Genomic DNA, 19,687 nt, shown 5'->3' with positions numbered 1-19,687 from the left:
AGCACCGATGTCGTCACCCCAGTTCCCCACGTACGGCCGGGGCGACGACCCGGACGAGCCCAACGAGGATGAGCGCTACGCCAAACCCGCTCCGTACGGGCACGGCACCTACAGCGAGGGCTCACCCCAGCCACCGGCGCAGTACCAGCCGCAGCCCTACCCTCCCCAGCAGTACCCCGGGCAACAGCCACCCCAGTACCCAGAGCAGCCGTACCCCGGGCAACAGCCGCCGTACGCCGCACAGCAACCGCAGGGGTACACGCAGCCGCCTACCTACCGTCCCGGCCACCCGTACGGCGCTCCGGCGCATCCCCAGCAGCACGAGCTCCCGACGTACGGCCGACCCGCGCCGACCCGCGATCCCCGCGCGGCGCGAGTGGTCCTGATCGCCGCGATCCTGGCCGCTGTCTACGGACTTCTGGTGCTGACCGTCCAGCGGGTGTCGCTCCGCGAGATCGCCCAGGCCCCCGGCTCACCTCTCAACCACCCGCTGCGCACCGACGTGATCGACACGATCGGCCAGTTGCTCCTCGTCATCGTCGGCCTGGCCGCGCTGGTGATGTGGTTCCGCGACCTCACCGGCCGTCGCCGGGCCGGCCACCAACCTGATCCGGTGGAGGTCGTCGGACTCGGCCTGGTCGGCGTCTCACTGATCCCGATCCTGTTCTGGGCGGTGATGGTGCTGAGCACCGGGATGGGCGCGATCGACGATTCGCTCGACCGCCTGCCCACGGCGTACGGGTGGGGTGGAGTCGGCCTGCTGATCCTGGCCGCCGGGTTCGCGCTCGGCTATCGCGAGCTCCGGCCGGAGGTGGCGAACCCAGTGGTTCAGCCGGCCCCCGACCGGCCGCCGTGGGAATGACCGCGCCGATAGTCCTGGTGCCCGGGCTTGGTCTCGGGCCGGAGTCGTACGCCCCGACGTGTAAGCACCTGCAGGCGCAGTACGAGGTCGTCGCGCTGCCGGGCTACGGGATGAAGGCGGGCCGCGACGATGACCTTCACATCGAGGCGCTGGCCGAGCGACTCGTCCAGCAGGTCAAGGAACGGTCCGTCCTGGTAGGGCATTCGGCCAGCTGCGAGATCGTGGTCGAGGCGACCCTCCAGCATCCCGAGCTGGTCGCCGCGCTGGTCCTGATCGCGCCGAGTGGCGACCTGACCGCATCCAGTTGGCCGAGGATGACCGGTCGCTGGCTCCGCTCCGCGCTGTGGAGTCCGCCGACCCTCATCCCGACCCTGACCAAGCAGTACCGGCGTACCGGTGTCACGTCGATCACCCGCGCCATCGAGGCCGCCCGGTCCTACGACCTCGCTGCCGCCGCCTCGAAGCTGGCCGCTGGTTCGGCCGACGGTTCGAGGCCGACCGTGCCGACCGTCGTGATCCGTTCGGCCCACGACAAGCTGGCGCCCGCGCTCTGGACCCAGCAGCTCGCCGACCTCACCGGCGGCGAGGCATGGACCCTGCCGACCGGCTCACATCTGCCGGTGCTGACCAACGGCCGCGAGCTGGCCGCGTTCATCCTGCGAGCAGCGGCTGTGGCCGGCGACGGCTGAAGGGTTATCGTTGACGAGGTAACAACACACCTCCGCGGGAGCTCGCACCGGATTGCGGGCTGAGAGGGCGACGAGCTGGAAGCAGCCGGGTCGCCGACCGCCTGAACCTGACCGGGTAATGCCGGCGTAGGGAGCAGGTCAACATGTCGACGACTGCTGTTCGCAATCCTGGGGATTCGACCGAGGCACCGCTGGTGCTGACGACGGACGCCCCTCGCACCTTGGGTTTCCTCGATCAGTTCACCCTCTGGGGCAATCTCGGGATCTCGTTGTTCGGCCCGGTCACCGGCGCCCTGGTCGCGGCGTACACGGGCTCGTTGGTGCAAGGCCTGCTCGCGGTCGTCGTCGGCTGCGGGATCGGCGCGCTGGTGCTCGGCGGCGCGGCCGTGTTCGGCTCGCAGACGGGTGCGCCCGCGATGGCCAGCCTGCGTGGGTTGTTCGGCCGGCGTGGATCGATGGCGCCGACCGTGCTGAACATCGCGCAGAACATCGGCTGGGCGACGATGGAGATCATCGTCATCTCCCAGGCCGCGGTCGCGGTGACGAGTGAGCGCTGGCGCTGGTTGTTCGTCATCCTGGCCGGGGTGATAGCGACGGCGATGGCGGTCCGGCCGCTCGGCAGTGTCAAACTGCTGCGCAAGTTCATGGTCTGGCTGGTGCTGATCGCGTCGGTCTACCTGTTCATCCAGGTGCTGAGCAAGCCGGTGCACGATCTCCCGCAGGACAGCGTGTTCGGATTCTGGCCGGGCGTCGACCTGGCCGCCGCCGGCGTCGTCTCGTTCGCGCCGCTCGCCGCCGACTACACCCGGCACTCGCGGACCAACAGGACCGCCTTCGCCGGCTCAGCCCTCGGCTACGGCCTGGCCGCGGTCCTGTACTACGGACTCGGGGTGCTCGCGGTCGCGACCCTGCAGACCAACAGCGCCGACGTCATCACCGCACTCGTCACCCTCCCGGCCGGCGCGATCGCGTTGTTCGTGCTGCTGGTCGACGAGGTGGACGAGGCGTACGCGAACGTCTACTCGACCACGATGTCCGCGCACAACCTGATCGGCCACATCGACCGGCGCTGGATCTCGATCGCCATCGGCGTGCTCGCCACGGTGCTCGCGCTGGTGTTTGACCTGGGCAACTACACCCAGTTCCTCTACCTGATCGGGTCCGTGTTCGTCCCGTTGTTCGCGGTCGCGATCGCCGACTTCTTCGTGGTCAGCAAGATGCGCTGGAACGTCAGCGACACCGCCCGCTTCCGCTGGCAACCCGCCGTCGCCTGGGTGATCGGCTTCGTCGCCTACCAGCTCGTCAACCCGGGCACGGTCTCCGGCTGGTCCCCGTTCTGGCTGGATCTCCAGCAGCGCATCTTCGACAACCAGCCCGTCCCCGGCTGGCTCGGCGCGACCTACACCTCGATCATCATCTCGATGCTGGCCGCGGTACTCCTGGGCCGACTCGGTCGCCGCCCCTGAGCAGTCCGAGCGCGAGCGCCGGAAACACCAGCACGGACAGCAGGCCCGCACAGACCAGAGCGGCGGCGGTAACCGGAGCCATCAACCCGGTCACCACGCCGATCTGGGTCGCGGTCACGATGAACGGCAACGAGGTTGCCTGCAGCAACGCCGCGGCGGCCGCCGGTCTCGACCCGAGCTCCCGGACGGCCAGCAGTGCCGGTACGCCGCGCACCACCAGGAGTGCCAGCAGGAACAACGGAACCCGGGCCAGCGCGGCCGGATCTTCCACCAGCCCACCCAGATCGAGCCGCAGCCCACTGGTCACGAAGAACACCGGGATCAGGAATCCGTAGCCCAAGGCCTCCAACTTGATCCGGAACCGCGGGTGCGAGCTCGAGTCCCGATCGACCAGACCGACCACCGCGCCGGCCAGAAACGCTCCCAGGATCGTCTCCAGCCCGAACTGCTCGGCAAGCGCGACAAAGGCGACCAGCAGCACGACCGCCGCTCGTACCCGGATCTCGGCAGTCGTGTCCTGCAACCGGAACAACGTCATCTCGATCCGCTCGGACCTGCCCGCGGCCGCCACCACCAGACCGGTGACGACGACCAGCAAGGCGAAAAGGCCGACCATGATCAGCCGCTCGCCCGCAGTACCGCCCTCGGTCGAGAACACCAGCGACAGCAGCAGAACGGCCGCGAAGTCCGCCACCGATGCCGCCGCGATCGTGAACTGTCCGACCTTCCCGTCCAACTGGCCGGCGTCCTTGAGCACGGGCACCACCAGGCCGAGCGACGTCGCGGACAACGCGACCGCGAGCAGGAACGGGCTGTTCACCCATCCGGCCGCCGAGAAGCCGAACCCCGCGGCGCTCCCGAGCACCAGCGTCACCACATAACCGAGCAACGCCAATCGCAGCACCCGTCCGCGCAGCTGATGGACGTCGATCTCCAACCCGGCGAGGAACAGCAGGAAAGCCAGTCCCAGCAAGGCCACGATCTCGACCGGCAGATCGACCTCGACCAGCCCCAGACCGTGCGGTCCGACGACGATGCCGGCCACGATCTCGAGTACCACGGCCGGGATCCGCAACGACGGCCTCAACCCGAGCAGCAGCGGTGCCAGCAACGCGATCAGCGTGATCGCGAACAGATTCACGAATTCGACGTCCGGCATCAGGTCCCCTCCCGACCCAGGCGCCGCCGTACGACGCCCACACCGGTTCAGTGCCGCCGAGCCACGTCGGTGTTACATCTTCAGTCCGTGCGGAAGCTCCGGAAGGCGTCCAGCAGCCGGTCGCGAGCCTCGTCCGAGAGGCTCTCCGGCGGGAGCTTGCCGACTTCCTCGATCGTCCGGCGCAGCTGCTCGACGTACGTCTCACAGCCGTCGCAGATCTCCAGGTGGTCCTGGAACCGGCGCTCAGTCTCATTGTCCAGCGCGCCTTCAAGGAAAGCGGTGACGAGCTCGACCAGTTCGGCGCAGGTCATGAGTCGCCTCCGGTGGTGGTGAAGTACCGCTCGAGATGGCTGCGCACCGCCGCGCGGGCTCGGTGCAGCAGGACGCGCTGGTTGGCGGTCGTGATCTCCAGCAAGGCGCACACGTCGTCCGCGCTGTGCCCGTCGATGTCGCGCAGGGTCAGCACCACCCGCTGCCGGGGTGGCAGCCCATCGATCGCGGCGGCCACGGTCGCCCGCACCTCATGGGCGAGCACCTCGCTCTCGGTGGTCGGCCAGCGCTCCGGAAAGGCCCGCCAGTGGTCGGGGTCAGGGTCCTCGGGACCGCGGAACCGGCTCGGGTCGACGGTCGGGTCTCCATCCGGGACCAGGCTGGTCCAAGGCACCGTCCGCTGCTCCCGGGCGCCGCGCTTGCGGGCGATGTTGACCAGGATCCGGTAGACCCAGGTCTGCAACGCGGACCGGCCCTCGAAGGTGCCGATGCTCTGGAAGACGGCCAGCCAGGTGTCCTGGACGACCTCCTCGGCACTGGCGGCGGTGGACACGAAGGTGCGGGCCAGCCGCAGCATCGAGCTTGACCAGCCGTCCAGCAGCCGGGCGAACGTCTCCTCGTCGCCGGCCCGGAGACCGGCGATCAGGACCTCGTCCGAGGGCAGCGCCGTCGCCACAGGGCGACGGTACCGGACCGCGACGCTGGTCAGCGGTATTCCGGGTTCTCGAAGTCGAACCGGCAGCCGGCGTCCCACTCCGACCGCTGGTTGCCGTGTGCAGGGATGCCGCCCGCGTCCTTCAGTATCCGGGCGAGGTGCAACAGGTTCCAGGTCATGAAGGTCGTGTTGCGGTTGGTGAAGTCGTTCTCCGGACCACCCGAGCCCGGGTCCAGGTACGACGGACCTGGGCCGGCCTCGCCGATCCAGCCGGCGTCGGCCTGCGGTGGGACCGTGTACCCGAGGTGTTGCAGGCTGTAGAGGATGTTCATCGCACAGTGCTTGACCCCGTCCTCGTTGCCGGTGATCAGACAGCCGCCGACTCGTCCGTAGTACGCGTACTGTCCGTGCTCGTTGAGAATCGACGAGTTGCCGTAGAGCCGCTCGATCACCTGCTTGGTGACGGAGCTGTTGTCGCCGAGCCAGATCGGCCCGGCGATCACCAGGATGTCGGCCGCCATCACCTTCTCCTGGATGGCCGGCCACGCGTCGACCGGCCAGCCGTGCTCGGTCATGTCCGGCCAGACCCCGGTCGCGATGTCGTGGTCGACCGGGCGGATCGTCTCCACCTCGACACCCTGCTTGAACATGATGTTGCGGCTGACCTCGACGAGTCCCTCGGTGTTGCTGCGTTCTGGTGATCGCTTCAGCGTGCAGTTGATGAACAACGCGCGCAGGTCGGCGTACTCGGGCATCACGAAACTCTCCTTCAACGATGGGGATGTCACAGCAGCTCGGCGTCCTGCTCGACACAGAGCAGGGCCGGTCCGGACGCCGCGAACAGGTCGGTCATGGCGGTCTCGAGGTCCTCGCGGCGCTCGACCCGGAGACCGGTCGCGCCACAGAGCCGGGCGTACTCCGCCCAGTCGGGGTTGTGCAGAGCGGTGTGCCAGACGGGATAGTCGGCGGCCAACTGCTCCTTGCTGATCTTGCCCAGTGCGTGGTTGTCGAGCAGGACGTGCTTGATCCCGATGCCGTACTTGACCGCGGTGGTGAGCTCGGCGGCGTACTGGCCGAAACCACCGTCACCGGTGACGGCAACGATCGGCCGGCCGGGTGCCGCGGCCCAGGCGCCGAGAGCGGCGGGATAGCCGAAGCCGATCGAGCCCAGATAGCCCGACATCAGCACCGGCTGGCCTTTCGACTCCAGGTAGCGGCCCAGCGAGTAGGCATGGTTGCCGACGTCAACGGCCACCACGGCCTCCGCGGGCAGGTGGCGGGACAGCGCGTCGAAGACGGCGGCCGCCGAGACACCCCGGCCGCGATCGTCGTTCACCCGGCGGGCCTTCTCAACACGCCAGATCGCCCAGCGTTCCGCCAGATCGGGTCGCTGGTCTTCGGCCTTCGCGTCGGTCACCAGTCCGGCCAGTGCGGTCAGCGTGAGTGCGGCGTCGCCGAGTACGTCGACCGCGACCGCGTCGAACCGCCCGATCGCGGCGTGGTCGTCGTCGATCTGCACGATCTGCTTGTACGCCGCGATGCCGGTGTGGTTCGAGAAGGAGGCACCGACCACGATCAGCAGGTCGGACTCGTTCATCAGCCAGCTGGCCACCGGAGTACCGCTGCGGCCGAGGACCCCGGCGCCCAGCGGATGGGTGTCCGGCACCAGTCCTTTGGCTTTGAAGGTGGTCAGCACCGGAGCGTTCAGCCGTTCCGCGAGCATGCGGACCTCCCGCTCGGCACCGCGTGCCCCATGACCGACGACGAAGACCGGCCGGCGGGCGTCGCGGATCAAGGCGGCGGCGCGGTCGAGCGCGTCCTGGTCCGGGCGGATCCGCCGAGCCGACAATCGCCCATTCGGGGACTTCGGTGGAGCGTCGGAAGGCAGCACCTGGACCTCGTCGGGCAGCACCAGATGGGCGACTCCGCGACCGTCGATCGCGTGCTTCACTGCCAGCCCGGCCAGCTCCGCGTGGTCGCTGCCGGCCTGGATCGCGGTGCTCGACACTGCGACGTCTTTGAAGACCGCGGTCAGGTCGAGGTCCTGGAACGCACCGCGCCCGTGCACCTTCGACGGCACCTGGCCGGAGATCGCAAGCATCGGCGAGCTGTCGAGCTTGGCGTCGTACAGGCCGGTGAGCAGGTTCGTGGATCCGGGTCCGGCGATGGCGAAGCAGGCCGCTGGACGGCCGGTGAGCTTGCCGTAGGCACTGGCCGCGAAAGACGCGGCGCCTTCGTGGCGGATGCCGATGTAGGTCAGCTCACCGCGCTCCTCGGCGCGGCGCATCGCCTCGGCGAACCCGAGGTTCGAGTGCCCGACCATGCCGAACACGTGGGTTATGCCGTGGGCCACCAAGGTCTCCACCAGGACGTCAGAGACCGTCCGGCCCTGGTCCGGCAACTCGGGTAGCTGGACATAAAGCCCATCCGGCCGCTCGTCGACGGAGTACGCCGTGACGCTGTCGGAGAATCCTTCCGGCGGCTGCCCGGTGATCGGGTCGTAGTCGTAGCCGTGCCACGGACAGCGCAGCAAACCCTTCTCGATCGAGCCCTCACCAAGTGGTCCACCCTGATGCGGGCAACGGTTCTCCAACGCCCCCAGTCGCGCGCCGCAGCGGGCCAGGGCGACGCTCCGGCCGTCGACCACCACGCTGCGGACCCGTCCGTCGGCCGGCACGTCGACCGGGTCGACCCGGTGCCAGCTGGTTCCCTCCGACATGTAACGCCTCCCCACCTCGGCGACACGAATGTGTCTGAAGGATCAGTGCCGGCCGGCGGCCAGGCGTTACACGAGGAGACTGGAACCATGGACGAACAAACGTTGATCAGTAGCCGGCGAGCCCTGCATGGGGTGGCCGAGCTGATCCTGGCGGGACCGCAGTATCGGCGGGGTGGTGGGATCAGGCTGCGCGTCGTGCCGGGAGGGTTCAGCACAGTCGCCTGGCCGGATCTGCGGGTCGACGGCGACCAGCTGATCATCCCTTCCGGGCCGCTGGACCTCTCCGGCGGCACCTTCGCCGAGCGGGCGACCGCGGCGGGAGTGGAGGCGAGCAAGCTCGACGACGTCTACTCGGGTGGACCGGGGATCGAGCCGGACGACCGGATCCAGCTCGACCCAGCCGCGGCCCGGCTGCTCGCGGACGCGTTCTCCGTGGGCGACGCTGCCCTGCGGGCGCTCGCGCCGGACGAGCAGCCGATCCTCTGGCCTGAGCACTTCGACGTCGGGATCACGTTGGACGAGGTCAACTATGGGGTCTCTCCAGGCGACGAGGGCATCAGTACTCCGTACGCCTACGTCGGGCCGTGGACCCCGCGGACCGGCGACTTCTGGAACGCGCCGTTCGGCGCGAGCCAGTTGCTCAGCGAGCTGCCCGACGCGGCGGCCGTGCTGGAGTTCTTCCGTGCCGGGCGTGACCGGGCTGCCGCGGGCTGAGAGCCGTCCCCGAAACAACCTGCCCTCGGTCAGGTGATGATGACCGTTCGCCGACTATCCGAGCGTGATCAGGCGCGCGCCGCCGTCGGCCTCGAGGACCGTGCCGGTGAGATTGCCGTTGGTGGCAGCCAGTACGACGACCTCGGCGAGCTCGTCGGCGCTGGCGACGTGGCCGACGGGGAGCGCCTTGGCGGCCGCGGCGAAGTAGTCCTGCCGGGCTTCCTCGGGCAGCGCGCTCCACCAAGGCGTGTCCACCAGGCCGGGAGAGACACCGTTGACGCGGATCGGGGCGAGCTCGATCGCGAGGGGTTTCACCAGCGCCTCGATCGCGCCGTTGAGGGCGGCCAGTCCAGCGGTCCCGGCCATCCCCATCCGGGCCGTGATGGCACCGAGCACGGTGATCGAGCCGTCGGCGGTGAGCCGCGGCAGCACAGCCTGGATGGTGGTGAGCTGAGCCCAGAGCTTGGCGTCGAACGCCCGCCGGAGGGTGCCGAGGTCCAGGTCCGCGATCGGCCCCTGACCCTCGCTTCCGCTCAGGGTGAGGACCAGCCAGTCGATGCTGCCGATCTCCTCGGCGACCGCGGCCATCCGGTCGCGATCACCGCCGTCGGCGTGGTGCCGGATGAGGCCGGGATCGCTTTCCGCGAGGCCGTCGAGCGTCTGCCGGCTCCGGCCGGCGACGTGAACCTCGTGGCTGAGCGCCTGGAGCTGCCGGGCCGTGGCCAGGCCGATGCCCGAGGTGCCGCCGACCACCAGCGCAGTACGAGCTGTCATTGTTTCTCCTAATTCGAACCGAACCGTCTCGTTTCAAAATAGGCTAGCATCGCGTCCGTGAGCACCCAAGAGCCGGTCCGGCCGGGCCGCAAGCGCAGTGAGGAGAGTCGGCAGGCGATCCTCCGGGCGGCGTTCGAGATCGTGGCCGAGCAGGGTTACTCGGTGCTGACCGTCGAGCGGATCGCCGCGCGGTCCGGGGTCGGCAAGCAGACGATCTACCGCTGGTGGCCGGGTAAGGCCGACGTGCTGCTGGAAGCCCTTGCGCTGAAGGCAGAACTGCACATCCCGGCACCGGATCTCGGTGACCTGGCGTCCGATTTGCGCGCCTTCCTGGCGGCGACGTTCAAGCTGGCCCGCAATCGGCAGATCGTCGCGGTACTGCGGTCGTTGATGGCCGAAGCGCAGATCGACGAGGGATTCGGGCAGCGCTTCCGCGAGTCGTTTCTGCACAGCCGGCGGGAAGCGTTGCGGGAGGTGCTTGACCGGTCAGGCGGTCACCGGGCGTCGACAGAGGTGATGGTGGACGTTGTCTTCGGCATTCTCTGGTACCGCCTGCTCGCGGATCACCGCCCGCTCGACGACGACCTGGTGGACGAATTGGTCACCATGTTGACCTGAAACGCGACTGGCCGTTGGAAAATCTTGCCTGCCCTTTGGCCTGACCCGGCTGCGTCGAGATACTTACGCAATGTTGAACTCCGCACTGCGCAGCCGGGCCGAGTACGAAGAACTCGGGGTGGAAGGGCTCGCCAGTCGCACCACACCCGAGCGGGACGCCGCCACCGTCAAGGCCGTCGAGGAACTGCTCGAGGGTCGCGAGTCCGTCCTGGACCTCTGCTGCGGTTACGGGCGGATCGCCTTGCCGTTGCGCCGGGCCGGGAAGGTGGTCCGGGCGCTGGACATCACGCCGAGCCTGGTCGAGGCCGGTCGCGCCAAGGCGGTTGAGGAGGAACTGCAGATCGACTGGGCGATCGGCTCGATGACCGATCTGCCGTACAAGTCGGACTCCTTCGACGCGGTGATCTGCCTGTGGACGGCCTTCCACGAGCTGTTCGCCGAGGACGAGCAGCTGTCGACGATCTGGGAGATCTCCCGAGTACTGCGGCCCGGCGGGCTCGCCATCATCGAGGGCCCGGTCTGGGGGCCGGCCACGGCGGCGGAGATCGCGAACGGCCTGCGCCAAGGACCGGAGCACCGGATCGTCACCACCGAACACTTCGGCACCAGCAGCATCCACTTCATCCACGACGAAACCAGCTACGGCCGGCTCTGCGCGGCGGCCGGCATCAAGGACTACAAGGTCTACAAACGCGAGTGGGGCGGCCGCCGGCGCCTGATCCTGGAGATCCACCAGCCGGCGGCCGAGTAAACCAGTCCCAGACTGAGTTGATTCAGTCGAGGAAGGCGGTCAGCGCGGCACCCACCGCCTTCGGGTCGGCCAGCATCGGTAGGTGTCCGGTGGGCAGGGTCTGGGTCCAGGTGGCGCCGAGAGTGGTCGCGAATTTCTCCTGCAGCGCCAGCGGCATACCAGGGTCGTTGGCGGTGTGCAGGTAGCCGCGAGACGCCGGGAAGGTCCGGGCCGGGACGGGGTCGCGATAGAGGCTCTGCGACTCGGGCGAGAAGTCCTCGACGATCCGGTCGGCCAGCTCCTGGCTGAGATCGCCGGCCAAGCCGGAGCGGAGGGCGCTGGCCGGTGGACGGGTGCCCGCCAGCCGCATCACGAGGCTCATCATCAGCTTGGTCCGGAAGGGAAGCGCGCCGAGGAAGGATTGACCGGCCTGCGGAATCAGCGCGGCGATCCCGAAGAAACCCTCCACCCGCTCGGGCGCCTGCGCGACGAGCTGGGAGCCGACCACGCCGCCCAGCGAGTGCGCGACCACCACGAATCGTTCGGGTGCCGCGGCGAGCACACCTGTCGCGCAGTCCGCCAGTGAACCGTCCTTCGCGTACTCCGCGACCGTGCTTGGGCGGTCGACCACAGTCCGAACGTCGTCCCAGATCCACGCCGGCAGCCCAGCGCCACTGAGGAACAGCAGAGGTGTATTCATGCCCCCAACCTAGATCCCACCACCGACAGGACCGCGACGGAATCTGCACGCACCGGAATGCGCAAACTAGTGGCTGCACTTGGGCCGGATTCCTGACGTGTCAGTTTCCTCCGCCGGGATAATCCGGTCAATTGTTGCCGAAGGGATTTCTTCCGACTGGTTCGGTGGGCCGGATCGCCTTGCAGACAAGGGGAAAACAAGAAGCAGATCCCCACTCCACACTGGGGATCTGCTCCTTTATTCGTTCAGTGTAAATGCTGTCAGGTGATTCGCGGAAAACTCAGCTTTTCGATTCAAGATTCAAAAGGAAGCGTTTCGCATCCAGTCCGCCGGCGTACCCGGTGAGCGCGCCGTTCGCGCCGATCACCCGATGGCAGGGCAGTACGACGCAGAGCGGGTTCGCCCCGAGCGCCGTACCGACCGCGCGAGCCGCCTTCGGCCGGTGGATCTCGCCGGCCAGTTCGCCGTACGTCGTGGTGCGGCCGTAGCTGGTGTGAGCCGGCAGATCGGTGAGCACCAGTCGCTGGAACGGGGTGGCCAGGGTCAGGTCCACCGACAGGTCGAAGGTGTGCCTCCGGCCGGCCAGGTACTCGTCGAGCTGGCGGCGGACGTCGTCCAGGCGCGCCGGCTGCCGGAGTACGCGGGGTGAGATGGTCCGGGCCAGTCGGTTGGTCATCGTCTCCTCGTCGCCGAACGAGCTGGCCACCACCTTCCCGGCCGCGGTCGCGAGCAACATGGTGCCGATCGGGGTGTCGTGCAGGGCGTAGGAGACGTCCCCGTCCGGCATTACCGGCGGCTTGAACTCAGGACCGCCCAGTCGGGTCAGTCGGGCTTCGAGGTCATTCATGGTCTTCTCCGAACTTGGTGCGCAGTGTCGCCAGCGCGTCGCTGACGAGCCGGCGGGACGCGGCCGGGGTGGTGTCCAGGGCCGCGGCCACGCCATGGTGGTCGAGATCGCCGACGTATTTCAGCGTGACGGCGAACCGCTGCCGTTCGGGCAGCTCGTTCACCGCCTTCCAGAGGTCCGGATCGGGCCAGTCGGCCGCGTCCGGACCGGCCACGGTGACCGGTGGAGCGTCCTCCAGTGGGGTCTGCGGTCTGCGTGCGCGATGCAGATCGGTGGCACAGCGAGCCGTGATGGTCAGCAGCCAGCTACGCAGGTTCTTCGCGGAGGTGAGCTTCGGATAGGCGGCGAACGCCTTCTCCCAGGCCCGCTGGGCGACATCGTCCCCGTCCACCGCCCCCGCCAGCGCTCGCGCCAACCGGGCCACGTCCCGCCAGTGCTCATCCACGAGCACCTGGAACGGTGGCAACGAAACCTGCTCTCTGACCATCACGCCAGTAGAACGCAGCCGCCGGCCACCGTGTGAGGGCAACCGGGCGGCGTGTCGTTTCAGCCAGTGGGCAATTCGGGACGGCTGTCCCGGATGGCGAGATTGTCTAGTTCTTCAGTCGACTTTGATGAGAGAGTCGTTGACATGACGAAGATCCGGCAGCGATACGAGGGTGGATCGGTGGCGTCCTGCCGCCGGTGCGACCACCTGCTGCCGGTGCTGACGAGCAGTCTGCTGACCCGCCGGCGCGTGATCGACCAGATGCGCGTCGCCTCCGCGACCTGTCGCTGATCCGTCGCTCTCGCGGCCCGTCGCGGCCCGCTCATTGATCCGCCTGTTGATCCAAGGCCTCGCTGAGGCCCGCTGAATCCCACCCTGTCCGGTTGCGGTGTTCCTGCCTGTCCGCGGCCGGTTCGTCCCTGCCCGAGGGAGAGACATGTCCGTTCACGCGTTCAACCCTGCCCACCAGACAGACCGGCCCGGGCTCAGCGTCGTACCCGACCGGATCGAGGAGCGGCCGGTCGACGCCGACGTGTTCCGGTCGGTGTTCCGCCGGCACGCGGCCGGGGTGGTGGTGATCACTGCCGACTCCGGTCACGGCCCGGTCGGGTTCACCGCGACCTCGCTGGTCTCGGTCAGCCTGCTGCCACCGCTGGTGTCGTTCTCGATCGCAACCACCGCGTCCAGCTGGCCGACGGTCAACGCGGCCGACAGCCTGGTGATCAACTTCCTGGACGCCGGCCAGCGCGACCTGGCCGGCCGGTTCGCCACCAGCGGGATCGACCGGTTCGCCGACCCGACCCGGTGGTCCCGGCTGCGGTCCGGTGAGCCTGTCCTGGACGACGCCCCGAGCTACCTGCGCGCACTGGTCGAGCACCGGTTCGCGGTCGGCGAGAACCACATCGTCGTGGCTCGTCTCGCCACCCACGCCGAACGCCGCGAGCACAGCCCGTTGCTCTACCACGACGGCCAGTACGTCACCACCACCTGAACCTTCAAGACCCGAGGAGGGGCAACCGCCCATGCCTAAGAAATCATTCGCAGTACTCGCCGTAGCCGTAGCAGCAGTGACGCTGCTTGCGGGTTGCGGTAGTGATGCCGAGGCCGGGGGCGGCCCCAAGCTCGCGCTCGACGCGGCCCTGCCCACCGAGGTCCCGGACGGCGCCAAGATCATCGTCGGCGACCCGCAGACCCAGAAGGCGCTTGAGCTGTCCGGACAGGTCGACAAGGTGTCGAAGTTCGTCCAGTTCGCCAACCTCAGCGGCGGTCCGCAGACCACCGAGGCGTTCCGGGCCAAGGCTCTCGATGTCGGCTCCGTGGCCGAGATCCCGCCGATCCATGCGACCTGGACCGGGCTGAAGGTGAAGATCGTCGCCTCGAAGTTCCGCCAGGACCCGATCAACCACCCGATCTACAAGCTCGGCATCGCGCCCGGCGTCGAGGTCAAGACACTGGCCGACCTGCGCGGCAAGAAGGTCGCGTACAGCCCCGGCCAGGCCCAGGGCGCCCTGATCCTCAAGGTGCTGAAGAAGGCGGGGCTCACCAAGGAGGACGTCGAGCTGATCGAGCTGCCGAGCACCGGCGACGTCTACCCGAACGCGCTGGCGGCCAAGCAGGTCGAGGTCGCCCCGATCGGCGGCGTCTCGATCAAGCGGTACGAGTCCAAGTACGGCAAGGACGGCGCCACCACGATCGACCACGGTCTGCGCGACGACGCGGGTCACCTGTATGTGGCGACCGAGTCGCTGGAGGACCCGGCGAAGGCTGCCGCGATCCGCGCGTACGTCGCTGCCTGGGGCGTCGCCCAGGACTGGATCGACAAGCATCCGAAGGAATGGATCGAGGGGTACTACGTGAAGGACCAGGGCCTGACCACAGCGGATGGCCAATGGCTGGTGGACAACGTCGGCCATCCGGATATCAGCAGTGACTGGAGTGACGCGATCAAGCGGCAGCAAGAGACCATCGAACTGCTCGCCAAGGAGACCGATAACCCGGTGATCCAGGCCGCCGACCTCTACGACCTGCGCTTCCAGTCCGTCGCCGCGGACGCGATCAAGGCAGGTGTGGCGAAATGAGCGGCCAGGCAGCCACCCTCACCGGCGTACGGGCTGACCGTGAGCAGATCGTCAGCCGGCCGGTACGACGCCGCCGGCTCGGCCCCGGCAAACCGATCAAGTTCGGCGCGGCCATCGGACCTGTGCTTCTCCTGGTGATCTGGAGCATCGGCTCCGCCACCGGCTGGCTCGACCCCCGCGTCCTTTCGGCACCGTGGACAGTCGTCACCACGACCGGCGATCTGATCGCCGACGGCCGGCTCCAATCGAACCTGCTCACGTCGACTCAGCGAGCCTTCGTCGGTCTCGGATTCGGCGTCCTGCTCGGGGTCGTCCTGGCCCTGCTGTCCGGGCTCTCCCGGCTCGGCGAGGCGATCCTGGACGGGCCGATCCAGATCAAGCGGGCGATCCCGTCGCTCGCGCTGCTGCCGCTGCTGATCCTGTGGCTAGGCATCGGCGAATCGATGAAGATCACCACCATCACGCTCGGCGTCTTCGTGCCGATCTACATCCATACCCACAACGGCCTGCGCACCATCGACAGCCGGTACGTCGAACTCGCCCAGACCGTCGGCCTGTCCCGCTGGGACTTCATCCGCCGGGTGGTCCTGCCGGGTGCGCTGCCGGGCTTCCTGCTCGGTCTGCGGTTCGCGGTGACCGGAGCGTGGCTGTCCCTGGTGGTGGTCGAGCAGATCAACTCGACCAGCGGTATCGGCTACATGATGGAGCTGGCCCGGACGTACGGGCAGACCGACATCATCATCGTCGGCCTGGTCCTGTACGGAGCGCTGGGTCTGCTCTCCGACGGTGCCGTCCGGCTGATTCAGAGGAGGGCGCTGTCATGGCGACGCACACTGGCGGACTGACGCTGACTCGTACTCCGGCTAGCGGCGGCACGACGGCTCACGGTACGGCGGTCGAGGTGCGCAACCTGGTCCGCTCGTACGACGATCGCGCGGTACTCGACGAGTTGGACCTGACCATCGCGCCGGGCGAGTTCGTGGCGTTGCTCGGCAAGAGTGGTTCCGGGAAGAGCACGTTGCTCCGGGCGCTCGCGGGACTCGACTACGACGTGTCCGGCAGCGGCGAGCTCGTCGTACCGGAGAACGTGTCCGTGGTCTTCCAGGATTCGCGGTTGTTGCCGTGGGCCCGTGTCCTGGAGAACGTCGTACTGGGACTGCATAGCGCCGACGAGCGCGGGCGGCAGAGTCTGGCCGAGGTCGGGCTGGCCGGCCGGGAGAAGGCGTGGCCGAACGAGTTGTCCGGTGGCGAGCAGCAGCGGGTCGCGTTGGCGCGGTCGTTGGTGCGGGAGCCGGCCTTGTTGCTCGCGGACGAACCGTTCGGCGCGCTGGACGCGTTGACCCGGTTGAAGATGCACGTGCTGTTGCGGAAGCTCTGCGAGGCCCACCAGCCCGCCGTACTGCTGGTCACCCATGACGTCGATGAGTCGATCGTGCTCGCCGACCGGGTGATCGTGCTGGACGAAGGGCGGATCGTCGCCGAGGAATACATCGACCTGTCCACACCCCGGAGTCCGGCCGACCCGCGGTTCGCCGCGGTCCGGACCCGGTTGCTGGATGCTTTGGGGGTTTCGTTGTGACCAGCAGTGTTGTTACAAGAAGGCTGCACCTGAACGCGTTCCTGATGAGCACCGGGCACCACGAGGCGTCGTGGCGGCTGCCGGAGAGCAACCCGTTCGCGAACACCGATGTGGAGCACTATCGCGAACTGGCCCGGATCGCCGAGCGCGGTACGTTCGACTCGATCTTCTTCGCCGACTCGCCGGTGCTGTTCAGCGATGTCGGTCGCCGTCCGGCCGGATCACTCGAGCCGACGGTGTTGCTCACCGCGATCGCGGCCGCCACTTCCCGGATCGGGTTGATCGCGACCGCGTCCACGACGTACAGCGATCCCTTCAACCTGGCCAGGCGGTTCGCCAGTGTGGACCACGTCAGCGGCGGCCGGGCCGGGTGGAACGTGGTGACGACCGCGGGACCGGATGCGGCGAAGAACTTCAACCTCGCGGACCAGCCGGCCCACGCGGAGCGGTACGACCGGGCGGCCGAGTTCCTCGAGGTCGCGTTCAAGCTGTGGGACTCGTGGGAGGACGGCGCCGCGATCGCCGACAAGGCGGCCGGCGTCTGGGGCGACAACGCGAAGGTGGAGCCCATCGACCATGTGGGACGGCACTTCCAGGTGCGTGGACCGCTCAACGTGCCTCGTTCGCCGCAGGGGTATCCGCTGATCGTGCAGGCCGGTTCATCCGAGGACGGGAAGGGCCTGGCCGCTCGGTACGCCGAGGCGGTGTTCACGGCGCAGCAGACCCTGGCGGACGCACAGGAGTTCTATGCGGACCTGAAGGCACGGACCGCCGCGTTGGGGCGTGATCCTGCTGGGCTGAAGATCCTGCCCGGGATCGTCCCGGTGATCGGGTCGACGGAGGCCGAGGCGCTCGCATTGGAACGCGAGCTGGACGAGCTGATCAAGCCGGAGTACGCGAGGGTGCAGTTGGCTCGCACGTTGCGGGTGGCGCCTGAGGATCTGCCACTCGACCAGCAGTTGCCGGCCGACCTGCCGGACGAGGACGAGATCGAGGGCGCGAAGAGCCGGTACACGTTGATCGTGACGCTGGCCCGGCGGGAGCACTTGACCGTCCGCGAGCTGATCGGCCGGCTGGGTGGTGGCCGTGGGCATCGAACCTTCAGCGGTACGCCGGACCAGGTGGCCGACGCGATCCAGGAGTGGTTCGAGGGTGGCGCGGCGGACGGCTTCAACATCATGCCCGCGGTACTCCCGTCCGGCCTGGTCACCTTTGTGGACCACGTGGTCCCGTTGTTGCGGAAGCGAGGGCTGTTCCGGACGGAGTACGAGGGAACCACCCTGCGGGATCACTATGGCTTGGCGCGTCCAGGTGGCCGCGCCAAGTCGTTGCGAGAAGCAACGGCATGAGGCGGTGATGGGCTGGGGTGGCGGCCCCAGCCCATCACACCGCTAACCCGCACCATCCTCCGCCACCTACCCCAACCACAATCCTCTGCCGGGCTGCTCATGTAGCCGGTTTCCGGCCTCGGCGAGCCTGCGTGACTTGCGTACCGCGGACCGTGCCAGAGTTGTCCTCATGGCGAAACGCCCGAGCGTGCTGGCCCATCGCGGCGCGAGCGAGATCAGTCCCGAGCACACGCTGGCGGCGTACCGTCGAGCACTCGAACTCGGCGTCGACGGCTTCGAATGCGACGTCCGCCTCACCTCCGACGGGCACCTGGTCTGCGTCCACGACCGCCGGATCGAGCGCACCTCCACCGGCCGCGGCGTACTGTCCACGATGAGGCTGGAGGAGTTGGAGAACTTCGACTGGGGCTCCTGGAAGAATCCCTGGTCAGACCTCGACGAGGACGCCGAGCTCCCCAACCCCGATCTCACCAAGGTCCTCACCCTGGAGAATCTGCTCGCGACTGTCCGCGACGCCGGCCGCCCACTCGAGATCGCCATCGAGACCAAACACCCCACCCGGTACGCCGGCCTGGTCGAACGCCGCCTGATCGAGACCCTCGACCGCTTCGGCTGGGCCCACCCCAAGATCGGCACGGAGTCACCCGCCCGCGTCATGTCGTTCTCCTGGCTCTCGCTCCGCCGCCTCCGCACCATGGCGCCCGGCCTGCGCACCGTCCTCCTGATGGACCGCGTCCCGCTCCGCTTCCGCGACGGCTCCCTGCCCACCGGCGTCTCCCACGCCGGACCCAGCCTGGAGATCGTCACCGCTCATCCCGAGTACGTCGACCGCGCCCACAAACACGGCCACCAGGTCCACGTCTGGACCGTCAACACTCCCGACGCTGTCCGCCACTGCCGCGACATCGGCATCGACGCCATCATCAGCGACCGCCCCGACCTCGCCCTCACCACCCTCGCCGAACCCTCACCCGCCGCCGCCTCCTCCGGCCGCCTGCCCCAACCCCTCCGCCGCCCCAACCCCCTACTCCCTCGCCTCCGCCGAAACCCCCGCTCCGCCTAACCCCTCGCCCACCCGCACCGCCCTTTCCCGCAATCTCAGCCGGGATCAGCTCAGTTGCAGTACCAACAGCGAGGCCGTAGTACACCAATTGGTACTGACAAGCCCCGACTCGCCCGCCGACACCCCCTGACCCGGCGAAAAGCCTGCCTGGTCAGCGATTGCGGCCCGTTCGTGCGCTGTCTCTCACTTGTCGTGCTGCGTAGTCATCTGAATGCAGTGGGTTATTTGCACGTTAAATCCCGGGGCTTTTATCACGGTTTCTCTGCTAAACGTGTGATCTTCCGCGCTGATGTGTAACGGAATACCCGCCGGTGTTTTCAAGGGCTTGATCGTGGGCAGAAGGCTAAGTGCTGTTCCGATGATGAGGAGACCCTGCTTGTCCTCTGCGACCTTGCCCGCCGACGTGAGCGTTGTGGATGTCGTCCTGCCGCACGAAGTGTCCGCGGTAGCGGATGCCCGCCGCCGTCTGGCCGGCTATCTCAAACGGGCTCGGGTTGCCGAGAACGCCCGCGACGACGCGCAGTTGGTCCTTTCCGAACTGCTGTCGAACGCAATCCGCTATGCCCCCGCCCTCCCCACCGGCGACGTCCGGGCCGCCTGGTGGGTCGACAAGGCCGGGATCCACCTCGAGGTGACCGACGGCCGCGGCGAGACCGAACCCCAGCGGATCACCGACGCCCACCCCGAATCGGTCGGCGGCCGCGGCCTCGCCATCGTCGACATCCTCGCCTCCAACTGGGGCGTCCGCACCGCCGATACCCAACGCACCGTCTACGCCGTCCTCCCCAGCTGACGCCCACCCGCCTGTACTGCGCACCCGCGGCGGTCGCCACCCACAGCGCCCCCACTCGTACTGCGTACCTCGGCGCGCGTCGCTGTTCACGGCACCGCTGACTAACCGGGTGCGGCGAGTTGCTGCAAGACTGCG

Annotated in this window: 23 protein-coding genes and 1 riboswitch; of the genes, 14 read left to right on the top strand and 9 right to left on the bottom strand. The window is 68.2% G+C overall.

The window, feature by feature from the left end; genetic code table 11:
- The first annotated feature begins 7 nt into the window (after positions 1-7).
- From EV643_RS38410 to EV643_RS38400, 3 genes are all read left to right on the top strand, one after another.
- Positions 8-862, top strand: a complete 855-nt coding sequence (locus tag EV643_RS38410) for a hypothetical protein (RefSeq protein WP_133805149.1) — start codon at positions 8-10, stop codon at positions 860-862.
- Positions 859-1,551, top strand: a complete 693-nt coding sequence (locus EV643_RS38405; protein ID WP_133805148.1) for an alpha/beta fold hydrolase — start codon at positions 859-861, stop codon at positions 1,549-1,551. Before EV643_RS38410 ends, EV643_RS38405 begins: the two co-directional genes overlap by 4 nt.
- 24 nt (positions 1,552-1,575) lie before the next feature.
- Positions 1,576-1,701: riboswitch (TPP riboswitch) on the top strand.
- Positions 1,695-3,017, top strand: coding sequence for a purine-cytosine permease family protein (locus EV643_RS38400; RefSeq protein WP_133805147.1), 1,323 nt, complete (start codon positions 1,695-1,697; stop codon positions 3,015-3,017). (Overlaps the previous riboswitch by 7 nt.)
- Here the strand turns inward: EV643_RS38400 and EV643_RS38395 are convergent.
- The 5 genes from EV643_RS38395 to EV643_RS38375 all read right to left on the bottom strand — a co-directional run bounded on the left by EV643_RS38395 (position 2,965) and on the right by EV643_RS38375 (position 7,820).
- Positions 2,965-4,176 carry a cation:proton antiporter gene (locus EV643_RS38395; RefSeq protein ID WP_133805146.1) on the bottom strand — a complete coding sequence of 404 codons (1,212 nt, stop codon included), beginning with the start codon at positions 4,174-4,176 and terminating at the stop codon, positions 2,965-2,967. The genes EV643_RS38400 and EV643_RS38395 overlap by 53 nt on opposite strands.
- Positions 4,177-4,256: 80 nt before the next feature.
- Positions 4,257-4,487 (bottom strand): anti-sigma factor family protein, encoded by a 231-nt coding sequence (locus EV643_RS38390; protein ID WP_133805145.1) that lies wholly within the window; start codon positions 4,485-4,487, stop codon positions 4,257-4,259.
- On the bottom strand, positions 4,484-5,122 hold the full coding sequence (locus EV643_RS38385; RefSeq protein WP_238166096.1) for an RNA polymerase sigma factor: 639 nt from the start codon (positions 5,120-5,122) through the stop codon (positions 4,484-4,486). The genes EV643_RS38390 and EV643_RS38385 overlap by 4 nt, the downstream gene beginning before the upstream one ends.
- 29 nt (positions 5,123-5,151) lie before the next feature.
- The gene (locus tag EV643_RS38380; RefSeq protein ID WP_133805144.1) at positions 5,152-5,856 is read right to left on the bottom strand and encodes a flavodoxin family protein; all 705 of its coding nucleotides are present in this window, start codon (positions 5,854-5,856) and stop codon (positions 5,152-5,154) included.
- Positions 5,857-5,885: 29 nt separating this feature from the next.
- Positions 5,886-7,820 carry a thiamine pyrophosphate-binding protein gene (locus EV643_RS38375; protein ID WP_133805143.1) on the bottom strand — a complete coding sequence of 645 codons (1,935 nt, stop codon included), beginning with the start codon at positions 7,818-7,820 and terminating at the stop codon, positions 5,886-5,888.
- An 87-nt stretch (positions 7,821-7,907) separates the two neighbouring features.
- On the opposite strand from EV643_RS38375, the gene EV643_RS38370 reads away from it, so the two are divergent.
- The gene (locus tag EV643_RS38370; protein ID WP_133805142.1) at positions 7,908-8,534 is read left to right on the top strand and encodes a hypothetical protein; all 627 of its coding nucleotides are present in this window, start codon (positions 7,908-7,910) and stop codon (positions 8,532-8,534) included.
- Between the two features lie 54 nt (positions 8,535-8,588).
- Here EV643_RS38370 and EV643_RS38365 read toward each other — a convergent pair whose 3' ends face one another.
- Positions 8,589-9,308: an SDR family oxidoreductase gene (locus EV643_RS38365; RefSeq protein ID WP_133805141.1), complete on the bottom strand. Its 720-nt coding sequence runs from the start codon at positions 9,306-9,308 to the stop codon at positions 8,589-8,591.
- A 57-nt stretch (positions 9,309-9,365) separates the two neighbouring features.
- On the opposite strand from EV643_RS38365, the gene EV643_RS38360 reads away from it, so the two are divergent.
- Both EV643_RS38360 and EV643_RS38355 read left to right on the top strand, forming a co-directional pair.
- Entirely contained in the window at positions 9,366-9,926 is a 561-nt protein-coding gene (locus tag EV643_RS38360) for a TetR/AcrR family transcriptional regulator (protein ID WP_133805140.1), read from the top strand.
- Between the two features lie 70 nt (positions 9,927-9,996).
- A complete protein-coding gene (locus EV643_RS38355; protein ID WP_133805139.1) occupies positions 9,997-10,677 on the top strand; it encodes a class I SAM-dependent methyltransferase in 681 nt (226 codons plus the stop codon).
- Positions 10,678-10,699: 22 nt separating this feature from the next.
- Here the strand turns inward: EV643_RS38355 and EV643_RS38350 are convergent, their stop codons facing one another.
- From EV643_RS38350 to EV643_RS38340, 3 genes are all read right to left on the bottom strand, one after another.
- A complete protein-coding gene (locus EV643_RS38350; RefSeq protein WP_133805138.1) occupies positions 10,700-11,356 on the bottom strand; it encodes an alpha/beta fold hydrolase in 657 nt (218 codons plus the stop codon).
- 280 nt (positions 11,357-11,636) lie between these two features.
- Positions 11,637-12,203 (bottom strand): methylated-DNA--[protein]-cysteine S-methyltransferase, encoded by a 567-nt coding sequence (locus tag EV643_RS38345; protein ID WP_133805137.1) that lies wholly within the window; start codon positions 12,201-12,203, stop codon positions 11,637-11,639.
- The gene (locus EV643_RS38340; RefSeq protein ID WP_133805136.1) at positions 12,196-12,690 is read right to left on the bottom strand and encodes an RNA polymerase sigma factor; all 495 of its coding nucleotides are present in this window, start codon (positions 12,688-12,690) and stop codon (positions 12,196-12,198) included. The genes EV643_RS38345 and EV643_RS38340 overlap by 8 nt, the downstream gene beginning before the upstream one ends.
- 144 nt (positions 12,691-12,834) lie before the next feature.
- Between EV643_RS38340 and EV643_RS44465 the strand changes: the two genes are divergently transcribed.
- The 8 genes from EV643_RS44465 (at position 12,835) to EV643_RS38305 (ending at position 19,552) form a co-directional block, all read left to right on the top strand.
- Positions 12,835-12,981 (top strand): hypothetical protein, encoded by a 147-nt coding sequence (locus EV643_RS44465; protein ID WP_166665732.1) that lies wholly within the window; start codon positions 12,835-12,837, stop codon positions 12,979-12,981.
- Positions 12,982-13,126: 145 nt separating this feature from the next.
- Positions 13,127-13,681 (top strand): flavin reductase family protein, encoded by a 555-nt coding sequence (locus tag EV643_RS38335; RefSeq protein WP_133805135.1) that lies wholly within the window; start codon positions 13,127-13,129, stop codon positions 13,679-13,681.
- A gap of 31 nt (positions 13,682-13,712) precedes the next feature.
- Positions 13,713-14,768: an ABC transporter substrate-binding protein gene (locus EV643_RS38330; protein ID WP_133805134.1), complete on the top strand. Its 1,056-nt coding sequence runs from the start codon at positions 13,713-13,715 to the stop codon at positions 14,766-14,768.
- Positions 14,765-15,613: an ABC transporter permease gene (locus EV643_RS38325; protein ID WP_133805133.1), complete on the top strand. Its 849-nt coding sequence runs from the start codon at positions 14,765-14,767 to the stop codon at positions 15,611-15,613. The genes EV643_RS38330 and EV643_RS38325 overlap by 4 nt, the downstream gene beginning before the upstream one ends.
- Positions 15,589-16,347, top strand: coding sequence for an ABC transporter ATP-binding protein (locus tag EV643_RS38320; RefSeq protein WP_133805132.1), 759 nt, complete (start codon positions 15,589-15,591; stop codon positions 16,345-16,347). Before EV643_RS38325 ends, EV643_RS38320 begins: the two co-directional genes overlap by 25 nt.
- Positions 16,344-17,696 (top strand): LLM class flavin-dependent oxidoreductase, encoded by a 1,353-nt coding sequence (locus tag EV643_RS38315; RefSeq protein WP_255513080.1) that lies wholly within the window; start codon positions 16,344-16,346, stop codon positions 17,694-17,696. Before EV643_RS38320 ends, EV643_RS38315 begins: the two co-directional genes overlap by 4 nt.
- Before the next feature lie 169 nt (positions 17,697-17,865).
- Positions 17,866-18,759: a glycerophosphodiester phosphodiesterase gene (locus tag EV643_RS38310; protein WP_133805130.1), complete on the top strand. Its 894-nt coding sequence runs from the start codon at positions 17,866-17,868 to the stop codon at positions 18,757-18,759.
- Between the two features lie 376 nt (positions 18,760-19,135).
- Positions 19,136-19,552, top strand: coding sequence for an ATP-binding protein (locus EV643_RS38305; RefSeq protein ID WP_133805129.1), 417 nt, complete (start codon positions 19,136-19,138; stop codon positions 19,550-19,552).
- Positions 19,553-19,687: the final 135 nt, after the last annotated feature.

The sequence above is a fragment of the Kribbella caucasensis genome, from assembly GCF_004361855.1.
In the GTDB taxonomy this organism is placed as follows: Bacteria; Actinomycetota; Actinomycetes; order Propionibacteriales; family Kribbellaceae; genus Kribbella; species Kribbella caucasensis.
Note: the sequence above shows the minus strand (reverse complement) of the source record. Positions and strands in the feature narration are given on the sequence as shown.